At 61.4% G+C, this 16,771-nt stretch carries 11 protein-coding genes; 2 read left to right on the forward strand and 9 right to left on the reverse strand.

Annotation, left to right across the window (positions count from 1 at the left end):
* Positions 1-307: 307 nt before the first annotated feature.
* On the forward strand, positions 308-5,839 hold the full coding sequence (locus HX866_RS21730; RefSeq protein WP_177094417.1) for an Ig-like domain-containing protein: 5,532 nt from the start codon (positions 308-310) through the stop codon (positions 5,837-5,839).
* A gap of 87 nt (positions 5,840-5,926) precedes the next feature.
* Here HX866_RS21730 and HX866_RS21735 read toward each other — a convergent pair whose 3' ends face one another.
* From HX866_RS21735 to HX866_RS21760, 6 genes are all read right to left on the reverse strand, one after another.
* Entirely contained in the window at positions 5,927-6,580 is a 654-nt protein-coding gene (locus HX866_RS21735) for an HAD family hydrolase (RefSeq protein WP_177140398.1), read from the reverse strand.
* Between the two features lie 34 nt (positions 6,581-6,614).
* Positions 6,615-7,604 carry an ABC transporter ATP-binding protein gene (locus HX866_RS21740; RefSeq protein ID WP_177094419.1) on the reverse strand — a complete coding sequence of 330 codons (990 nt, stop codon included), beginning with the start codon at positions 7,602-7,604 and terminating at the stop codon, positions 6,615-6,617.
* Positions 7,601-8,401 (reverse strand): ABC transporter permease, encoded by an 801-nt coding sequence (locus HX866_RS21745; protein ID WP_177140399.1) that lies wholly within the window; start codon positions 8,399-8,401, stop codon positions 7,601-7,603. Before HX866_RS21745 ends, HX866_RS21740 begins: the two co-directional genes overlap by 4 nt.
* On the reverse strand, positions 8,388-9,233 hold the full coding sequence (locus tag HX866_RS21750; RefSeq protein ID WP_371319276.1) for an ABC transporter permease: 846 nt from the start codon (positions 9,231-9,233) through the stop codon (positions 8,388-8,390). The genes HX866_RS21745 and HX866_RS21750 overlap by 14 nt, the downstream gene beginning before the upstream one ends.
* On the reverse strand, positions 9,230-10,036 hold the full coding sequence (locus tag HX866_RS21755) for an alkaline phosphatase family protein (RefSeq protein WP_177140401.1): 807 nt from the start codon (positions 10,034-10,036) through the stop codon (positions 9,230-9,232). The genes HX866_RS21750 and HX866_RS21755 overlap by 4 nt, the downstream gene beginning before the upstream one ends.
* 243 nt (positions 10,037-10,279) lie before the next feature.
* Positions 10,280-11,347 carry an ABC transporter substrate-binding protein gene (locus tag HX866_RS21760; RefSeq protein ID WP_177140402.1) on the reverse strand — a complete coding sequence of 356 codons (1,068 nt, stop codon included), beginning with the start codon at positions 11,345-11,347 and terminating at the stop codon, positions 10,280-10,282.
* Positions 11,348-11,721: 374 nt separating this feature from the next.
* On the opposite strand from HX866_RS21760, the gene HX866_RS21765 reads away from it, so the two are divergent.
* The gene (locus HX866_RS21765; RefSeq protein ID WP_177094426.1) at positions 11,722-12,435 is read left to right on the forward strand and encodes a UTRA domain-containing protein; all 714 of its coding nucleotides are present in this window, start codon (positions 11,722-11,724) and stop codon (positions 12,433-12,435) included.
* 172 nt (positions 12,436-12,607) lie between these two features.
* Here the strand turns inward: HX866_RS21765 and HX866_RS21770 are convergent, their stop codons facing one another.
* From HX866_RS21770 to HX866_RS21780, 3 genes are all read right to left on the reverse strand, one after another.
* Entirely contained in the window at positions 12,608-14,776 is a 2,169-nt protein-coding gene (locus tag HX866_RS21770) for a mechanosensitive ion channel family protein (protein WP_177095300.1), read from the reverse strand.
* Positions 14,777-14,839: 63 nt separating this feature from the next.
* Positions 14,840-15,016 (reverse strand): hypothetical protein, encoded by a 177-nt coding sequence (locus HX866_RS21775; protein ID WP_164886239.1) that lies wholly within the window; start codon positions 15,014-15,016, stop codon positions 14,840-14,842.
* A gap of 347 nt (positions 15,017-15,363) precedes the next feature.
* Positions 15,364-16,653 carry a M18 family aminopeptidase gene (locus HX866_RS21780; protein WP_177094428.1) on the reverse strand — a complete coding sequence of 430 codons (1,290 nt, stop codon included), beginning with the start codon at positions 16,651-16,653 and terminating at the stop codon, positions 15,364-15,366.
* Positions 16,654-16,771 lie beyond the last annotated feature (118 nt).

The raw sequence follows: 16,771 nt of genomic DNA on the forward strand, positions 1-16,771 counted from the left end.
GCGGGGCTTCTTGGGGGACATGACGAGACTCCAGTCGGGAATCGGTGGACTGGTCCTTATTGAATGCCTGAAAACGAAGGCTGCCTACTGTCAGAACTGACAGGTCGGAGGGGAAAAACGGGGCCGTTGGTCGGATCTTCCGGGGCTGGGTGAGGGTGCTGGCTCAGGCCCACGGTAGTGCCGAACGCTTATGGCTATCCGACAGGCGGCCACTCTATTGCGTTCGACCTGTCATTTCTGACAGTAGGCAAAGCCATGACTTGAGCATCCAATCAATACCACCACCCACGCCGCCATGGAGTTGACCATGACCCGGTTCATGCCCCTGCTGCTTCCTCCCATCGACGACTCCCAGACTTCACTTGCCCTCAGGGGGCTTTTCATTCCGAGCTGGGTTAGTCCGGTCGCCGATGCCGATTTCGGGATCAATCGCAGTATCGTGTTCAATCCTCTGCCGAATGACGTCGCCAAGGACGCACTCTGCATCATCGATCCCTGGAATGGGCAGGCGGCGGGCGATCATGTCGATGTCTATCTCGACGGTTCGATCATCGCCGAGGCGGATGTCCTCGCCGGCGAGGAAGACCAACGTCTTTTCCTGTTGCTCCCCCACGACAGGATCACCCCGGATTGGGGTGAAGACTTTCATTTCAAATTGACCCGTGTGGGGTCGACCCAACCCGACGATGAGTCCTACCCGGTTCGTTTGCGCATCAAGCTCGACCGACCGGGTGGCAAGGACCGGGAGCCGAACAATCCGGGCCACTCGGAGCTCAAGGCGCCGCTGCCCCCTGCGAACATCATCCGCGACGGCGTGGACGCCGAGTCGGCCAGGCTGGGCTTCGACGTCGAGATCCAGCATTACCCGGGGCGTGCGGCCCAGGACACCGTGCAACTGGCCTGGGGCAGTACTTTTGTCTACCGGACGATCACGCCGGGCGAAGCGGCCGGCACCGACTCGATTTTCATCCGTGTCGAGCAGGACACGATCCTGGCTGGCGGCGACAGTGCCAACCTGCTGGTGCACTACATGGTGTTCGACGAAGTCTGGAACTATGCCGAAAAATATTCCCTGAGAACCTACCTGAAGGTGGACGCGGGGGCCGCGTATCTACCCGCGCCCTTTATTCCTGATGCACCCAATGGTGTGATCGACCTGGCCGCTCTGGGCAAGAAAGATGTGACGGTACAAATCGTTGCGCAGGCGCCGGACTTCGTCTTGAACGATACGCTGGAAATGATCTGGACCGGCACGCCGGTGGTTGGCATGCCGTTGATCAACACCCAGACAACACTCCTCAACAACGTGCCCTTCGTCTATGAATTCAAAATTCCCAACAGCGAAATCCGCGCCATCGCCGGTGGTGCGGGGGATGTCTACTACATCTTGAGAAAAGCCGACGGTACGCCGCCGCTCTCATCCCGGCATGCGTTTGCCAGCGTGGTGGGCGAAGAGTCCTTGCTGCCGGCGCCCTCCATCATCGAGCTCGTCGGCGATACCCTGATGCCGGATCTGCCCGTCGCCACGGTGGTGGTTCATGCGTATCCGGGCATGAAGAGTGGGGATTTCATCCAGCTGGTGTGGCTGGGTGAAAAGGCCAATGGTGTCCCTTACTTGCATGAGGACATGCATCCGGTCAGTGAGAACGAGGAAGGAACGGATATTACCTTCGCGGTCGACGGCGAGCATATAGCGGCCCTGAACGGGGGGACTCTGGATCTCTACTACCATGTCTCCAACGACAGCGCGGCGGTCTATGACGTCAGGGAGTCCGATCACCTCGAAGTCAAGGTCAACAGCATCGTTGCACAGCTGCCACCGCCCAAGGTGATCGAAGCCCCTGACAATGTCCTCGATCCGGACCTGATCACCGGTAACGCCACCTTGCTGGTGGACTACCTGGGCACCACCCCTGGCGATATCCTGACGTACTACTGGCACGGTAACCCCGGCAGCGGCACTGCCAGCGATTGGGTGCCCATCACCACGGTCACGGCTGGGCAACCGATCAGCTTCACCCTGTTGCGCGAGCTGATCATCGCCAACCGCGACCGCATGGTTCAGGTGCGTTATACCCTCAAGCTGGCTGCGACCGGTCAATACCGCTACTCGGGGGTACTGGACCTGTTGATCGCCCGGGAAATTGTACCGACGATCCTGTCGGTAAAGGGCCAGCCCGGCGATTTCGAAATTGCCGACGGGGGGACCACGGTGCAAACCCGTGTGATCCTCAGTGGTGATGCAAACAAAGGCTTGCAGGTTCAGGTGTATGACGATGGGAACCCCGTGGGCGCGCCCGTCACCGCCAACAATGACGGCATCTGGACCCTGGATATGCCGAATCTGGGCCTTGGCCTGCACTCGATGACGGCCACCGCGCTCTACGGCAGCGGCGCCAGTTCCGGGGTGCGAACCTTCACTGTCGCCGTCGAAGTGGCACCGCAGATCAACCTGTCCCGGACACCTTCCGGCGAGATACCGAACGGCGGTACCACCGTCGAAACCCGCGTCATTCTGTACGGCAAGGCCACCGCCAATACCCAGGTCGAGATTCTGGACGGCGCCAGTTCCAAGGGGATTTTCGATGTCGATCTCAATGGTGCGTGGAACAGCGCGTCGATTGACATGGACACCGGCACTCGCATCTTCACCGCCAGGACGGTGGGCGGTACCCTGGTCTCCGCGCCCTGGACCCTCATTGTCGCCACTGAAGTGAAACCGGAGATCACCCTGGTCCGGACGCCTTTCGGCGATGTACCGGATGGCGGTACCACCGTCCAAACCAGCGTCGTTCTGTACGGCACGGCCACGGCCAATACCCGGGTGGAACTCTTTGACGATATCCAGTCCCTAGGCATCTTCGAGGTCAGTGGCAGCAGAGTATGGATCAGCGCCTCGCTTGACTTGGGCACCGGAACCCACAGTTTCACCGCCAGGACGGTGGGCGGTACCCTGGTTTCGACGCCCTGGACCCTGATTGTCGCCACCGAAGTTAAACCGGAGATCAACCAGGCCCAGGCGCCTTCCGGCGATGTGGCGAATGGCGGTACCACCGTTGAAACCAGCGTCATCCTGTACGGCACGGCCACCGCCAATACCCAGGTGGAGATCTTCGATGGCGCCGACTCCAAAGGCATCTTCGACGTCAATTCCAGCAGTGCATGGAACAGTGTATCGATTGACATGGGCACCGGACCTCACAGCTTCACCGCCAGAACGGTGGGCGGTAGCCTGGTCTCCACGCCCTGGATCATAACGGTCGCCAGCGAAGTGAAACCGCAGATCACCCAGGCCCGGACACCCTCCGGCGAGGTACCGAATGGCGGTACCACCGTGGAAACCCGCGTTATTCTCTACGGCACGGCCACCGGCAATACCCAGGTGGAGATCTTCGACGGCACCACGTCCAAAGGCACCGCCGATGTCGACCCCAACGGTAACTGGAACAGCGCGTCGATTGACATGATCGCCGATACTCACAGCTTCACCGCCAAGACGGTGGGCGGTACCCAGACCTCCACACCCTGGGTCATCACTGTCGCCACTGAAGTGAGGCCGGCGATCAACCAGGCGCAAACGCCCTTGGGGGATGTGCCCAACGGTGGTCAGACCCCTGCCAGAAGCGTCATTCTGCACGGTACGGCCACCGCCAATACCCAGGTGGAGATCTTCGACGGCCCCGACTCCAAAGGCATCGTCGACGTCAACGCCAGCAGTACATGGACCAGCACGTCGATTGACATGGGCCTCGGCACCCACAGCTTCACCGCCAGGACGGTGGGCGGTATCTTGATCTCCGACCCCTGGGTGGTCAATGTGGCGGTCGAGGTAAAACCCTTTATCAGCCGGGCCGAAACGCCTTCCGGCGATGTACCGAACGGTGGTGACACCGTCGACACCACGGTCATTCTGCACGGCACGGCCGCCGCCAATACCCAGGTGGAAATCTTCGACGGTAACCAGTCCAAAGGCATCGCCAACGTCAATCCCAGCCGTATATGGACCAGCGCGTCGATTGCCATGACCGAGGGTACTCACAGCTTCACTGCCAAGACGGTGGGCGGTGTCCTGACCTCCGACCCCTGGGTCGTTATTGTCGCCGCTGCCGTTGCCCCGACCATTATCGATATCCGTGACTCCAGAGGCTCTGTCGTTGGCGACATAACCGTCGAGACCAGCGTCACCGTCACCGGCACCGGTAACAGTGGTCAACGGATACAGCTCATGGACGCTGGCAGCAACATTGGCAACCCGATAGCCATTCCAACCGGCAGCATAAACTGGAGCGCCCCCCTTGCAGGCCTGGGCCCCAAGGCCTACCGCATCAAGGCCAGGGCGCTCTATGGCAGCGGTGTCCCCGACTCGCTGGAAAAAGACTTTGACGTGACAGCACTGCTGGCGCCGACACTCGACAATGTCCAGGAGCCTGGCGGCACTGAAATCCCGGACAAGGGCTCCACCACCAGCACCACATTGGTACTGTCGGGCCAAGCCAGCAAAGGCCAGAAAGTCGAGATTTTCGAGGGCAGTGGCAGTACCGCGCAGTCCAAGGGACAGGCCACTGCGGATACCATGACAGGCATCTGGAGACTTACGATCACGGTCGATAGAGGGGGTCGGCGCCTGTATGCCCAGTCGCTCTATCACAGCTCGACCGTCTACTCGAACGTACGCACCCTGACCGTAGAAAGCGGAGTAGCGCCGACCATCACCGCAGTCAAGGAACCCAACGGTACCGCCATCATCAGCGGGGGGTACACCGTCTCAACCAGCCTCACCCTGAGCGGCAAGGCCGCGAACAACCAGAGTGTCGAAATCTTCGACGGCAACACCTCGAAGGGGACAGCCAAGGCCAGTGGCAACGGCGACTGGAGCCTGGCGGTGACGCAACTCGCCTTGACCGCCCACGCCTTCAAGGCCAAGGCGCTCTATGACAATAATCCGGAGTCTGCTGTTTGGGAGATCAATGTCGTTGCCAGCGTGCAACCGGAGATCACTTCGGTCAAAGACCCAGGCGGTACCGAAATCCCCACGGGTGGCTATACCACCTCGACCAGCATCACCCTGAGCGGCACGGCCTCCAAGGGCATGCAGTTGGAACTCTTCGAGGGTACCGACTCAAGGGGCCGGATCGACGTCGACGGCAATGGCAACTGGACCCTGCCGGTCAGTGGGCTCGGCCTGGGCCCCCACATATTCAAGACCAAGGCGCTCTATGGCAATAATCAAGAGTCGAATCTTTGGGGTATCAATGTCTACGTGCCGTTGGTGGTCGACCCCAGTGATATCACGCTGAGTGTGACGCACTACAGGAAAGACGCCACTCCGCCGAATCCTCCCTCGGGTGCCTTTGCGTACCGCGCCGTGTCAGGAGGAACACCACCCTATACCTGTACGTCCAGTAATCCGGCGGCTGTTGAAGCGGTTATGTTTAACGCAACGACAGTGCGTGTTATCTCGAAAGGCTCGGCCGGTTCCACTATCACGGTATCGGATTCACTCGGTCAAACGGCGGCTTTCAACGTTTGGGCGTCGAATGTTCAGATGTTTTTGCCGGGATACAACAGGGGCAATTACCGCGACTGCCGGGCCTGGATTCAGAGCCAGGGTTGCCGGGTTCCGACTGAAGGCGAATGGAGAGGCCTGTGGACGAACTATAACCATGACATGGGCATGGGTAGTTTCCGAAATTGGATTCTCGATCCAGGCGGTGCACCAGTAGGGAAGAAGTACGTGATCAATCCGATTACGTTGGTGAGGTTCACGATCATGGATTGGGGAGATACTCCTCCCTATCCCAGTGAAAACGCAGATGGCTACGGAGTAAAAGCCGTCTGATACCGTGAGCTTGATGCATCGTAGAGGCGTGATCATCAATGAAAGGGGAGCCTGGCTCCCCTTTCATTGTTGGCGTCCGTCAGGATGTCAGGTCCAGGCGTGAACCGGCCACCCGGCCTTTTCCGCCTGCGCGCGCAATACCGGATCCGGGTTCACCACATGGGGGTGATCGACCTTGAGCAGCAACGGCAGATCATTGCGTGAATCCGAGTAGAAACTCGCCCCTTCCAGGTTCTCGCCTTCGGCATCCAGCCATTCCATCAAGCGCACGATCTTGCCTTCGCGGTAGGTGAGGGTGCCGGTGGTGTGGCCGGTGTAGACGCCGTGCAGCACGTCCAGATCAATGCCCAGCACTTCGTCGATGCCGATGCGCTCGGCAATCGCCTTGACCAGGTGGATGCCGGATGCCGAGATCACCAGGATCCGGTCACCCGCCGCACGGTGGGCGGCAACGGCCTTGCACGCGTCGCTGTAGATCAGCGGCTCGATGATGTCCTCGACCCAGGGCTCCACCAGGTGGGCGATTTCTTCCGGGGTGCGCCCGGCCATCGGCTCCAGGCTGAACAGCATGTAGTCTTCCATGGCCAGTTCGCCCTTGCCGTAGGCGTCCATCAGCTCGTTGTTGCGCTGCATGAACGTCTCCGGGTCGACCCAACCCAGGCGAACCATCTGCTCGCTCCAGAGCGTGGCGCAGTCACCGTGGATCAGGGTGTCGTCCAGATCAAAAATTGCCAAGGCCATCAGTACTGTTCTCTCTTCAAACGCTCTAAGGACATCAGGCTACCTCACATAGCGCACTCGGATCGATAGACAGCGACAAACGCCGGCCTTCGGGATGCAGGTCGGCGGCCGAGCGGTTGAGCACGTCCACCACCAGTTCCACGCCTCGGGCCTCGACCCGATAGCGAATCACGTTGCCCAGCAGGCTGTGGCCGCGGATCAGCGCGTCCAGCTCGCCTTCGGTACCCAGTTCGATGGCTTCCGGGCGGATGGCGATACGGCCGTGGATCGGCCGCTGCAACAGGCGGCTGGCCGCGTCGGCATCGAGCAGGTTGTAGTTGCCGATAAAACCGGCGGCAAACACGTCCACCGGCGCGGTGTAGAGGGATTCGGCGTCGCCGCTCTGGACGATCTTGCCCTGGTTCATCAGGAAGATCCGGTCACTCATGGTCAGGGCTTCTTCCTGGTCGTGGGTGACGAAAATGGTGGTCAGGCCCAACTCACGCTGGATCGCCCGGATCTGCTCGCGCAGGTGTTTGCGAATCCGCGCATCCAGGGCCGACAGCGGCTCATCGAGCAGCAGCAGGCGCGGGCGGGTGACCAGTGAGCGGGCCAGGGCCACGCGCTGGCATTGGCCGCCGGACAACTGATGCGGGTAGCGCGCGGCGAAGTCGTGCAACTCCACCAGCCTGAGGGCTTCGATCACGCGCTTGTGGCTGTCGTCGGCATTGACCTTCTGCATCTTCAGGCCGAAGGCGACGTTCTGTTCCACGGTCATGTTGGGAAACAGCGCGTAGCTCTGGAAGACCATGCCGATCCCGCGCTTCTGCGGGTTCAGCGGCACGATGTCCTGGCCGTCGAGGAGGATCTTGCCGCTGTCCACCGGGGTCAGGCCGGCGATGCAACGCAGCAGCGTGGACTTGCCGCAACCGGACGGGCCGAGCAGGGTGACGAACTCGCCCTTGGCGATGGTGCAGTTGATGTTGCTGAACACCGGCGTGCCGGCGTAGGTCTTTTGCAGTTGTTCGACGCTGACGAAGCTCATTGGCTTTTGTCCTTGTTCAATCGGTTGGCGACCCACGTCAGTACCAGCACGAAGAGGAAATAAGAAATCACCAGGGCACTGGTGAAGTGACCGCTGCTGTTGCGCATGTTGTTCAGGTACACCTGCAGGGTTTCATAGCGGGTGCCCACCAGGATGTTGGCGAACACGAACTCGCCGAACAGGAAGGAGAACGACAGCAGCAACGCGACCATCAAGCCCTTGCGCAGGTTCGGCAGCACCACCAGGAAGGCCGCCTGCCAGGTGCTGGCGCCGAGCAGGTGGGCGGCGTCCATCAGGTCGGGCAGGTTGATCGCTTGCAGATTGTTGGTGATGGCCCGGTACATGAACGGCAACGCCACGGTGAAGTAGCAACCGATCAGGATCCAGGGCGTGCCGACCATGGCGAACGGCCCGGAGCCGTACAGCTGCAACAGCCCTACCGAAGACACCACCGGCGGTACCGCGAAGGGCAGCAGGATGAGGATGTTCATCAGCGCGTCGAGCTTGGGGAAGTGGTAGTGCACCACGAACAGCAGCGGCAGGATCAGCACCACCGACAGCATCAGGGCACCGACGCAGACGATCAGCGACTGGCCGAAGGCATTGAGAAAGCGCGGGTCGCTCCACAGTTGCAGGTACCACTTGAAGGTGAAACCGGCGGGCAGGATGGTCGCCGACCAACTGCTGGCAATCGAGTAGACGAAGGTACCCAGCAGCGGCAGCAGCAGGATGGCGAACAGCAGGTAGACCACCACGCGGTGGTACAGGGCGGCGGAGCCGGGTTCAGCGCGCGACATGGTAGCTCCTCTTCAACAGCCACTGATGGATCACGGTCACGAAGGTCATCAAGCCCACCAGCACCACGGCCAGGGCGCTGGCCATGTTCGGGTCGAGGCTGATGTCGCCGGAGACCATGGCGGCGATACGGATCGGCAACACGTTGAAGTTGCCGGTGGTCAGGGCATACACCGTGGCGTAGGCGCCGAGGGCGTTGGCCAGCAGGATCACGAAGGTGCCCAGCAGCGCCGGGGTCAGCACCGGCAGGCCGATATGCCGCCAGAACTGCCAGCCGCCGGCACCGAGCAGCGCGGCGGATTCACGCCAGTCTTCGCGCAGGGCGTCGAAGGCCGGGTAGAGCAGCAGCACGCCCAGGGGAATCTGGAAGTAGGTGTAGAGAATGATCAGGCCGGTTTTCGAGTACAGGTTGAAATCCTGAATGATCCCGGCCTGCTTCAGCATGATGGTGATGGTGCCGTTGAAGCCCAGCAGGATGATGAACGCGAAGGCCAGGGGCACACCGGCGAAGTTGCTGGTCATGTTGGCGAAGGCGTTGACGAAATCCCGCAGGCGCGAATCGACCCGGCGCAGGGAGTAGGCGCCGAGCACCGCGATGAGCATGCCGAACACGCTGGACCAGAAACTGATTTCCAGGCTGTACTGGATCGCCTGCAGGTAGAACTTCGAACTGAAGATCTTGCTGAAGTTGGCCAGGCCCCAGCCGTCGTCTTCGGACTGCAGGCTGTTGATCAGCACCCACACCAGCGGCGCGATCTCGAACACGATAAAGAACAGGGCAAAGGGCGCCAGGCAGAGCAGGGCGAGCCCTTTGCCACGGGTGAGTGAATTCACTTCAACAACTCCCGGCATACAGGTTTGTCATGGGGAACGCCCAGCAGTTCGCAGATCGTGCCGCAGAGCTGCGTCTGTTGGGGCGTGGCGTCGGGATTGAAACTGAAGGCATCGCCGAGGACGAACAACGGCACTTCGCGCTCGCAGGCCAGCAGGCCGTTGTGCGAGCGATCGTTGTTCATGCCGTGGTCGGCGGTCACCAGCACCTGGTAGCCGGCGTCGAGCCAGCCTTGCAGGTAGTCGGCCAGGATGATGTCGGCGGTGCGGGCGCTGTTGCGGTATTGCGCCGTGTCGAGGCCGTGTTTGTGGCCGGCGTCGTCGATGTTCATCGGGTGCACCAGCAGGAAGTTCGGCGTGTGTTGCAGGCGCAGGCTTTCGGCATCGGCGAACAGATGGGAATCGGGGTAGTGGTCGACCCAGTAGAAGTGGCCGTGCTGGATCGCCAGGTTTTCATCTTGGGTGTGGCGGTCGCGGGCGGCGACGAAGGGCGTGCGGTTGTAGAGTTCGCTGACCCAGTGATAGGCCGCCGCGGCGGTGGTCAGGCCGGCGTCGCGGGCGTAGTGGAACACGCTGCGCTGGTTGGACCGGCGCGAGACGTGGTTGTGCACGATGCCGCTCTGGATCGGAGCCACACCGGTAAGAATGCATTCGTAGAGCGGTCTTGAGAGCGAGGGCAACTCGCATTCCAGTTTGTACAGCGCCGCGCGTCCTGCGCCTGCGTAAGCCTGGAGATGGCCCATGGCGTGCTGGGCGACCTCGTAGTTCAGGCCATCGAGCACGACCAGGATAACGTTGTGCTGCATAAGCTGGGCCTCGTCAAAAAGGGGGAACACCAACCCTTGTAGGAGCGAGCTTGCTCGCGATGGGCGTCAACGATAACGCGGGGTGTCTGATCCCCAGCGGTGCCTGGACTACCATCGCGAGCAAGCTCGCTCCTACAGGGAGCTACCGAATCCGTGGGGGCCGGCTTGCTGGCGATACGGTCAACACGGTTTATCAGGTAAACCGCGTCGATGCGATCGCCAGCAAGCCGGCTCCTACCAGAGTTATTGCATGTTGATGATGACTTCTTCCTGCCACTTCTGCGGCAGCGCCTTGGAAGTTTTCTCCCATGCATCGGCGTCTTTGATCGGCGTGACCTTCTTGTACTGCTCGTTCGGTAGCAGCTTGGCTTTCACGTCTTCCGGCAGGGTCAGGTGCTCGGCACGGATCGGACGTGCGTTACCACGCGCCAGGTTGGTCTGGCCAGCATCGCTGAAGATGTACTCACGCGCCAGCTTGGCCGCGTTCGGGTGCTTGGCGTATTTGTTGATGATGGTGGTGTAGCCGGAAATCACCGAACCGTCCGATGGGATCAGCACCACGTAGTCATCCGGGTTGGCCATCTTGGCCTTGTAGCTCAGGCCGTTGAAGTCCCAGACCACACCGACTTCGACTTCGCCTTTTTCCATGGTGGCGATGGTCGGGTTGGCGAGCGACAGGCGACCTTGCTTGGCGATCTCGGCAAACATCAGCAGCGCGGGCTGGATGTTCTTCTCGTCACCCCCATTGGCCAGGGCAGCGGCCAGTACGCCGTTGGCGGCCTGGGCAGCGGTGCTCACGTCACCGATCGATACTTTGTATTTGCCGGTCTTGAGGTCAGCCCAGCTTTTCGGTGCGTCGGAACCGTGCAGCAGCTTCTTGTTGACGATGAAAGCGATGGTGCCGGTGTAGGCCAGTGCCCAGTTGCCGTCCTTGTCCTTCGCCCAGGCCGGAACCTGTTCCCAGGTGCTTGGCTTGTACGGTTGGGTCACGCCCTGCTTGACCGCGATCGGGCCGAAAGCGGCACCGACGTCGCCGATGTCGGCGCTGGCGTTGTCTTTCTCGGCGGCGAACTTGGCCACTTCCTGGGCCGAGCTCATGTCGGTGTCGATGTGCTTGAGGCCGTACTTGTCGCTCAGGTCTTTCCAGGTGCCGGCCCAGTTCGCCCAGTCATCGGGCATGCCGACGCTGTTCACGGTGCCTTCTTGTTTGGCGGCGGTTTCCAGTGCTTTCAAATCGGTGCCGGCAGCCATGGCGGAGGTGCACAGGGCAATGGTCGAGCCTAACAGTGATGCCAGGAAAAGCTGTTTCATCCGAAGCTCCTTTGGGCGTTTTCAACGCGGCGGTTTTTATAAAAAGTAGTGCGGTGGTTTGGAACGTTATTGGTCTAGGTCAGCAATACCTGAGCCAATTTAAGCTTGCTGGATGACACTTTGATGTCGGCATCAGTCCTGCAAGGGTTTTTGTCGGTGGTGCTCATGTCCACTGGGATAAGCGTAGACCATAGTTAATTAGCTGATATTAAAGGAGTTTATCTTTGTGGAACGACCGTCCATGTGCACCGTTTCGTCGCATTGTCACATATCAGTCATCTGCATTGCCTAGGCTGAGCGCTACAACTGGAGACCGCGATCTTGCGCGGTTGTGCCCTCAAACAGTGCTGGTCTAGTCCAGATAGGTAACATTGATGCGCGAAGAGGCACCCAAGGCGGTGAAAGCTATCGGTCAGGCCCTGCATGAGCAGATTGGTCACGGCCTGCTGCCACCGGGTAGCAAATTGCCCGCCGAGCGCAAACTCAGTGAGTTGTTCGGTACCACCCGGATTACCGTGCGTGAGGCTTTGTTGCAGCTGGAAGCCCAGGGGCTGATTTATCGCGAGGAGCGCCGTGGCTGGTTTATTTCGCCGCCGCGCCTGGCCTACAACCTGATGCAGCGTAGCCACTTTCACGCGATGGTCAGTGCCCAGGGGCGAGTGCCGTCGACCCAGGTGATTTCGGCGCGTTTGCAGCCGGCGTCGGCGGCGGTGTGTGACTGGTTGCAGTTGCCGGCGTTGTCCAGCGTGATCCAGATCTGCCGGGCGCGGCGGATTGATGAGCGGCTGGTGCTGTATGTCGAGCATTACCTGAATCCGCAGTATTTCCCGGGGATTCTGGGGTTTGACCTGAACCAGTCGATCACCGAGCTGTATGCCCGGCATTACGACCTGCATTACGGGCGGGTCAGGTTCGAGATCGTGCCGACCTCATTGCAGGTCGAGGCGGCTGCGGCGTTGCGGGTCTCGGTGGGGAGCCCGGGGTTGCGGATTGCCCGGGTCAACTATGACCAGCATGAACGGCTGATCGACTGTGATCTGGAGTTCTGGCGACATGATGCGATTCATGTCGGGGTCGATGTCGTTTAACGGTCCCGTGGCGAGCGGGCTTGCCCGCGCTGGGGTGCGAAGCGCCCCCGAAACCAGAGAACGCGGTGTATCAGGCAGATCGAAATGGCCGGTTTTGCGGCTGCTGCGCAGCCGAACGGGGGCAAGCCCCCTCGCCACAAAGTTGGGCTTGGCCACAGAGTTGTGGTCTGGCTTAGGAACCGGTTTGCTCTGTTTCCGGGCCACCGCCCGCCGTCACCACCTGCACACTCAAACGCGGCGTCGCCAAGTCCAGGCCGGCCTCGTCCATGGTCCGTTTCAGCGCCAGGTTGAACGCCCGTGATACCTCCCACTGCTTGATCGGCGCGGTCTTGAACCGAGCGCGCAGGATCGCGCTGCCGGACTCGAAACTCTCCACCCCCTGGATCTCCAGCGGCGACCAGATATTGCGTCGCTGCAACGGGTCGGTGCGCATCTTCTGGCCGACATCGCGCATCAGCTTGATCGCGCTGTCGATGGCCATGTTGTACGGAATCGCCACCCGGAAGATCGCGTAGCCGAACTCCCGCGAGTAGTTCTTGATGCTCTTGATCTCGCTGAACGGAATGGTGTGCACGATCCCGTCGATATCCCGCAAGCGCACCGTGCGGATGGTCAACCCTTCCACCGTGCCCAGGTGACCACCGACATCAACGTAGTCGTCGATGGCCAGGGAATCCTCGATGATGATGAACAGGCCGGTGATCAGGTCCGCCACCAGCGACTGCGCACCGAAACCGATGGCCAGGCCGATCACACCGGCACCCGCCAGCAGCGGCGTGACGTTCATGCCCATGTTCGCCAGGGCGACGATCAGCGCAATGATGAAGATCGCCACGAACAGCACGTTGCGGATCAGCGGCATCATGGTCTGCGCCCGGGCATTCGCCAGGCCTTTGCGTGAGCGGGTCAGGGCGTGGTGCACGGCGGTGTCGCTGAGAATCCACACCAGCCAGGCGAAGATCAACGTGCCGCCCAGGCTGAACAGCCTGACGCTGACCTCATGCCCCTCGCCCTCGGTGAAGCGGATCAGCGACATGCCCCAGACCCGCAGGCCCAATTCGATAAATACCAGCCACACCGCCAGGTGCACCAGGGTGTAGCCGAAGTTGGTCAGGCGTTCGGAGTACAGCGCATGGCGTTTGTGGCCGCGATGGGGCTTGAGGGCGTGACGCCGAACCAGGCCGTTGATCACCATGCACAACACCACCAGCACGGTGCAGATCAGCGACTGGCGCAGGGCGGTGCTGGTGTCGCCGGCGGAGATGAAGGTGGCGAACAGCGAGATTGCCACCAGAATCAGCGCCGGGACAAACCAGAAGGTGCCGAGAATCGACAGGGTGTCGTTCAGGGCGCGACGGTTCAGGCGCCGGGACAGCGGCTGGTTACGGATCAGGTGGGCGATGGGCCGGCGGAACCGCATGATGAACAGTCCGGTGGACAGCGCCGCCATGACATTGGCGAAGGTGGCGGCGGTATGGGCCAGGTGGCTGCCGAGGCTGGCGATCATCCGTGGGTCGCTGAGTGCTTCGCCAAAGGCGGCGAAACTGCCGATCAGCCAGAGCGGTCGGAACGCCCGGCGGCGGAGGATATACAGGGCCTGATGGCGATGCTGGCCGTCGAGCACGGAGAAGGCGATCACGCAGATGGCGGAGAAGCAGGTGCCGATCACCAGGGCATAGGCCAGCACCATCGCCAGGTTCTTGCCCAGGGACGAGGGCAGGGCGTAGCTCATGTACACGGTGATGATCAGGGCGATCAGCCAGGGTCCGAGTTTGCGCAGGGCGAAACGCAGCAGGTCGACGGTGCGCGGGTGTTGCGGCAGTTCTTCGCTGAGGCCGAAGCGCAGCCGGACCTGGCGCCCGAGCCAGATCATCGCCCAGGCGAGGAAGCTCCAGAGTGCCAGGATCAGGGCGAAGGCGAAGACCATCGGCAGCCATTCGCTGGCCGGCAGCATCAGGTCGATCAGTTCGCCCTTGGCCAGGTCGAACTCTTGCGACCAGCGATTGAGCGGGCTGTCGTCACCGGAAAACTGTTTTTCGAAACCGGCGAGGGTGCTGCCGATCAGCCCCAGCACGCCTTCCTCGATGGCCGGTTGGGCTTTTTTGGTGCTGTCGCGCAGCCGCTTCAGGTCGGTCAGCAGCTTGGTGCGTTGCTGGTCGTTTTCCAGGCTCTTGATCACTTCATCGAGGGATTGCGCCAGGGGTTCGCTGGGGGCCGGCTGGGTTTTTTCCGCGCTGGCCAGCAGGCTCGGCAGACCGGCCGCGTTGGCGCCGGCCAGCGGCAGGAGGGTCAGCAGGCAGATGAACAAGACGGCGGGCAAGGCGAAGAGGCGGGCAAACACTGGGCAGTCAACCATGGACGATACGAGTCGACGAAGTGTACGTCAGGCGTGGAGGCAATGCATTTAATCGGTCAGCTGGGCGAGGATCTTGTAGACCACGGTGCCAAGGATGAACAGCATGCCGAGCCAGATCAGCAGGACTCCGGCGTTGCGCTCGCGAAAGTTGAACCCGACGGCCAGCATCAGCATACCGCCCAGGATGGGAATGAGCATGGTGTGGAAAGCGAAGGGCGTGATCATGACGACGACCTGAGAGAGGGTGATACCTTGAGTCTAGGTCGGTTTTAAACAGGTGCCTGGATGTGATCGGCAAGCGATGGTTGTACCTGGAACCCCTGTAGGAGCGAGCTTGCTCGCGATGAGGCCCTTGAGCCTTGCATGGCTCTTACTGACGCCATCGCCAGCAAGCCGGCTCCCACGGGATTGCGTCTCACCACAAATATCGTGCGGCCCCAGCCCCCTGTAGGAGCTGGCTTGCCAGCGATGAGGCCCGTGAGGACGACCCAAGCCTCAAGGTCCCCATCGCGAGCAATCGAGCGTCGACCGGCTGTTCCTACAGGGGCGGCGTCAGCCGTTGGGGTGCTGTTTTACGGCAACTCGCGGCTGGCGTAGAACGCGCTCAAGACTTTCACCAGGTGCGCCAGGTCGTGACTGCCGGCCAGTTCCCGGATCGAGTGCATGGCGAAGGTCGGCAGGCCGATGTCCACGGTCCGCACCCCCAGGTGGCTGGCGGTGATCGGGCCGATGGTCGAGCCGCAACCCATGTCGCTGCGCACCACGAAGCTTTGCACCGGGACTTCCTCGGCCATGCACAGGTGACGGAAGAACCCGGCGGTTTCGCTGTTGGTGGCGTAACGCTGGTTGCTGTTGACCTTGATTACCGGGCCGGCATTGAGCTTGGGACCATGGTTGACGTCGTGCTTTTCGGCATAGTTGGGGTGCACGCCGTGGGCATTGTCCGCCGAGACCAGCAGGGATTTCTGGATGGTCCGGACGAACTCATCGCCTTCCGGCAACAAGCGCCGCAGGGTCTGCTCGAGCATCGGGCCATCGGCGCCGCAGGCGGAGCACGAACCGACTTCTTCGTGGTCGTTGCAGACCAGCACGCAGGTTTCTTCGCTGTCGGCGGTGAGCAACGCTTGCAGGCCGGCGTAGCAGGACAGCAGGTTGTCCAGGCGTGCACCGGCGATAAAGTCGCCGTTCAGGCCGATGACCGCGGCGGCCTGGGTGTCATAGAAGCTCAGCTCGTAATCGAGCACCACGTCGGCATTCAGGCCGTGCTCGCGGGCCAGTTGTTCGGTGAGTACGGCGCGGAAGTCGACTCGTTCATCACCGGCGAACTGGGCCAGGATCGGCGGCAGCTCGTTCTGCGCATTGATCGCCCAACCCTGATTGGCCTCACGATTGAGGTGGATGGCCAGGTTGGGGATGATGGCGATGGGCAGCTTGAAGTCGATCAACTGGCTCTCGACCTTGCCGTCGCGGCGGAAGGTCACGCGGCCGGCCAGGGACAGGTCGCGGTCGAACCAGGGAGCGAGCAGAGCGCCGCCGTAGACTTCGACACCCAGCTGCCAGAAACCCTGGCGTTGCAGTTCCGGTTGCGGCTTGACCCGCAGGCACGGGCTGTCGGTGTGGGCGCCGACCAGGCGGATGCCGCCCAGCAACGGCGAGGCACGACCGAGCTTGATGGCGACAATCGAAGAGTCATTGCGGGTGACGTAGTAGCGACCGTTGGCTTCGGTGTGCCAGGTTTCGCGCTCGTCGAGGCGCTGGTAACCCGCCGCTTCCAGGCGCTGAACCAGGCTGGAAGTGGCATGGAACGGGGTAGGGGAGGCCTTGAGGAAGTCGATCAGGCCTTGGTTCAACTCTTCGCGCATAAGTAGCTCCAGACAGCAATGTCGGGAGTTTACCGTATTGGTCGTCAGTTGGGCGCGAGACCTGTGGTCTAGCGCCCACCTCTTGTAGGAGCCGGCTTGCTGGCGAAGAACGATAACG

The organism is Pseudomonas gingeri, assembly GCF_013386165.1.
GTDB classification, from domain to species: Bacteria; Pseudomonadota; Gammaproteobacteria; order Pseudomonadales; family Pseudomonadaceae; genus Aquipseudomonas; species Aquipseudomonas gingeri_C.

Excerpts from the sequence above, each read along its gene's own strand:
- HX866_RS21730 (WP_177094417.1), top strand. The coding sequence starts at position 308 with ATGACCCGGTTCATGCCCCTGCTGCTTCCTCCCATCGACGACTCCCAG.
- HX866_RS21735 (WP_177140398.1), bottom strand. The coding sequence starts at position 6,580 with ATGGCCTTGGCAATTTTTGATCTGGACGACACCCTGATCCACGGTGAC.
- HX866_RS21740 (WP_177094419.1), bottom strand. The coding sequence starts at position 7,604 with ATGAGCTTCGTCAGCGTCGAACAACTGCAAAAGACCTACGCCGGCACG.
- HX866_RS21745 (WP_177140399.1), bottom strand. The coding sequence starts at position 8,401 with ATGTCGCGCGCTGAACCCGGCTCCGCCGCCCTGTACCACCGCGTGGTG.
- HX866_RS21755 (WP_177140401.1), bottom strand. The coding sequence starts at position 10,036 with ATGCAGCACAACGTTATCCTGGTCGTGCTCGATGGCCTGAACTACGAG.
- HX866_RS21760 (WP_177140402.1), bottom strand. The coding sequence starts at position 11,347 with ATGAAACAGCTTTTCCTGGCATCACTGTTAGGCTCGACCATTGCCCTG.
- HX866_RS21765 (WP_177094426.1), top strand. The coding sequence starts at position 11,722 with ATGCGCGAAGAGGCACCCAAGGCGGTGAAAGCTATCGGTCAGGCCCTG.
- HX866_RS21775 (WP_164886239.1), bottom strand. The coding sequence starts at position 15,016 with ATGATCACGCCCTTCGCTTTCCACACCATGCTCATTCCCATCCTGGGC.
- HX866_RS21780 (WP_177094428.1), bottom strand. The coding sequence starts at position 16,653 with ATGCGCGAAGAGTTGAACCAAGGCCTGATCGACTTCCTCAAGGCCTCC.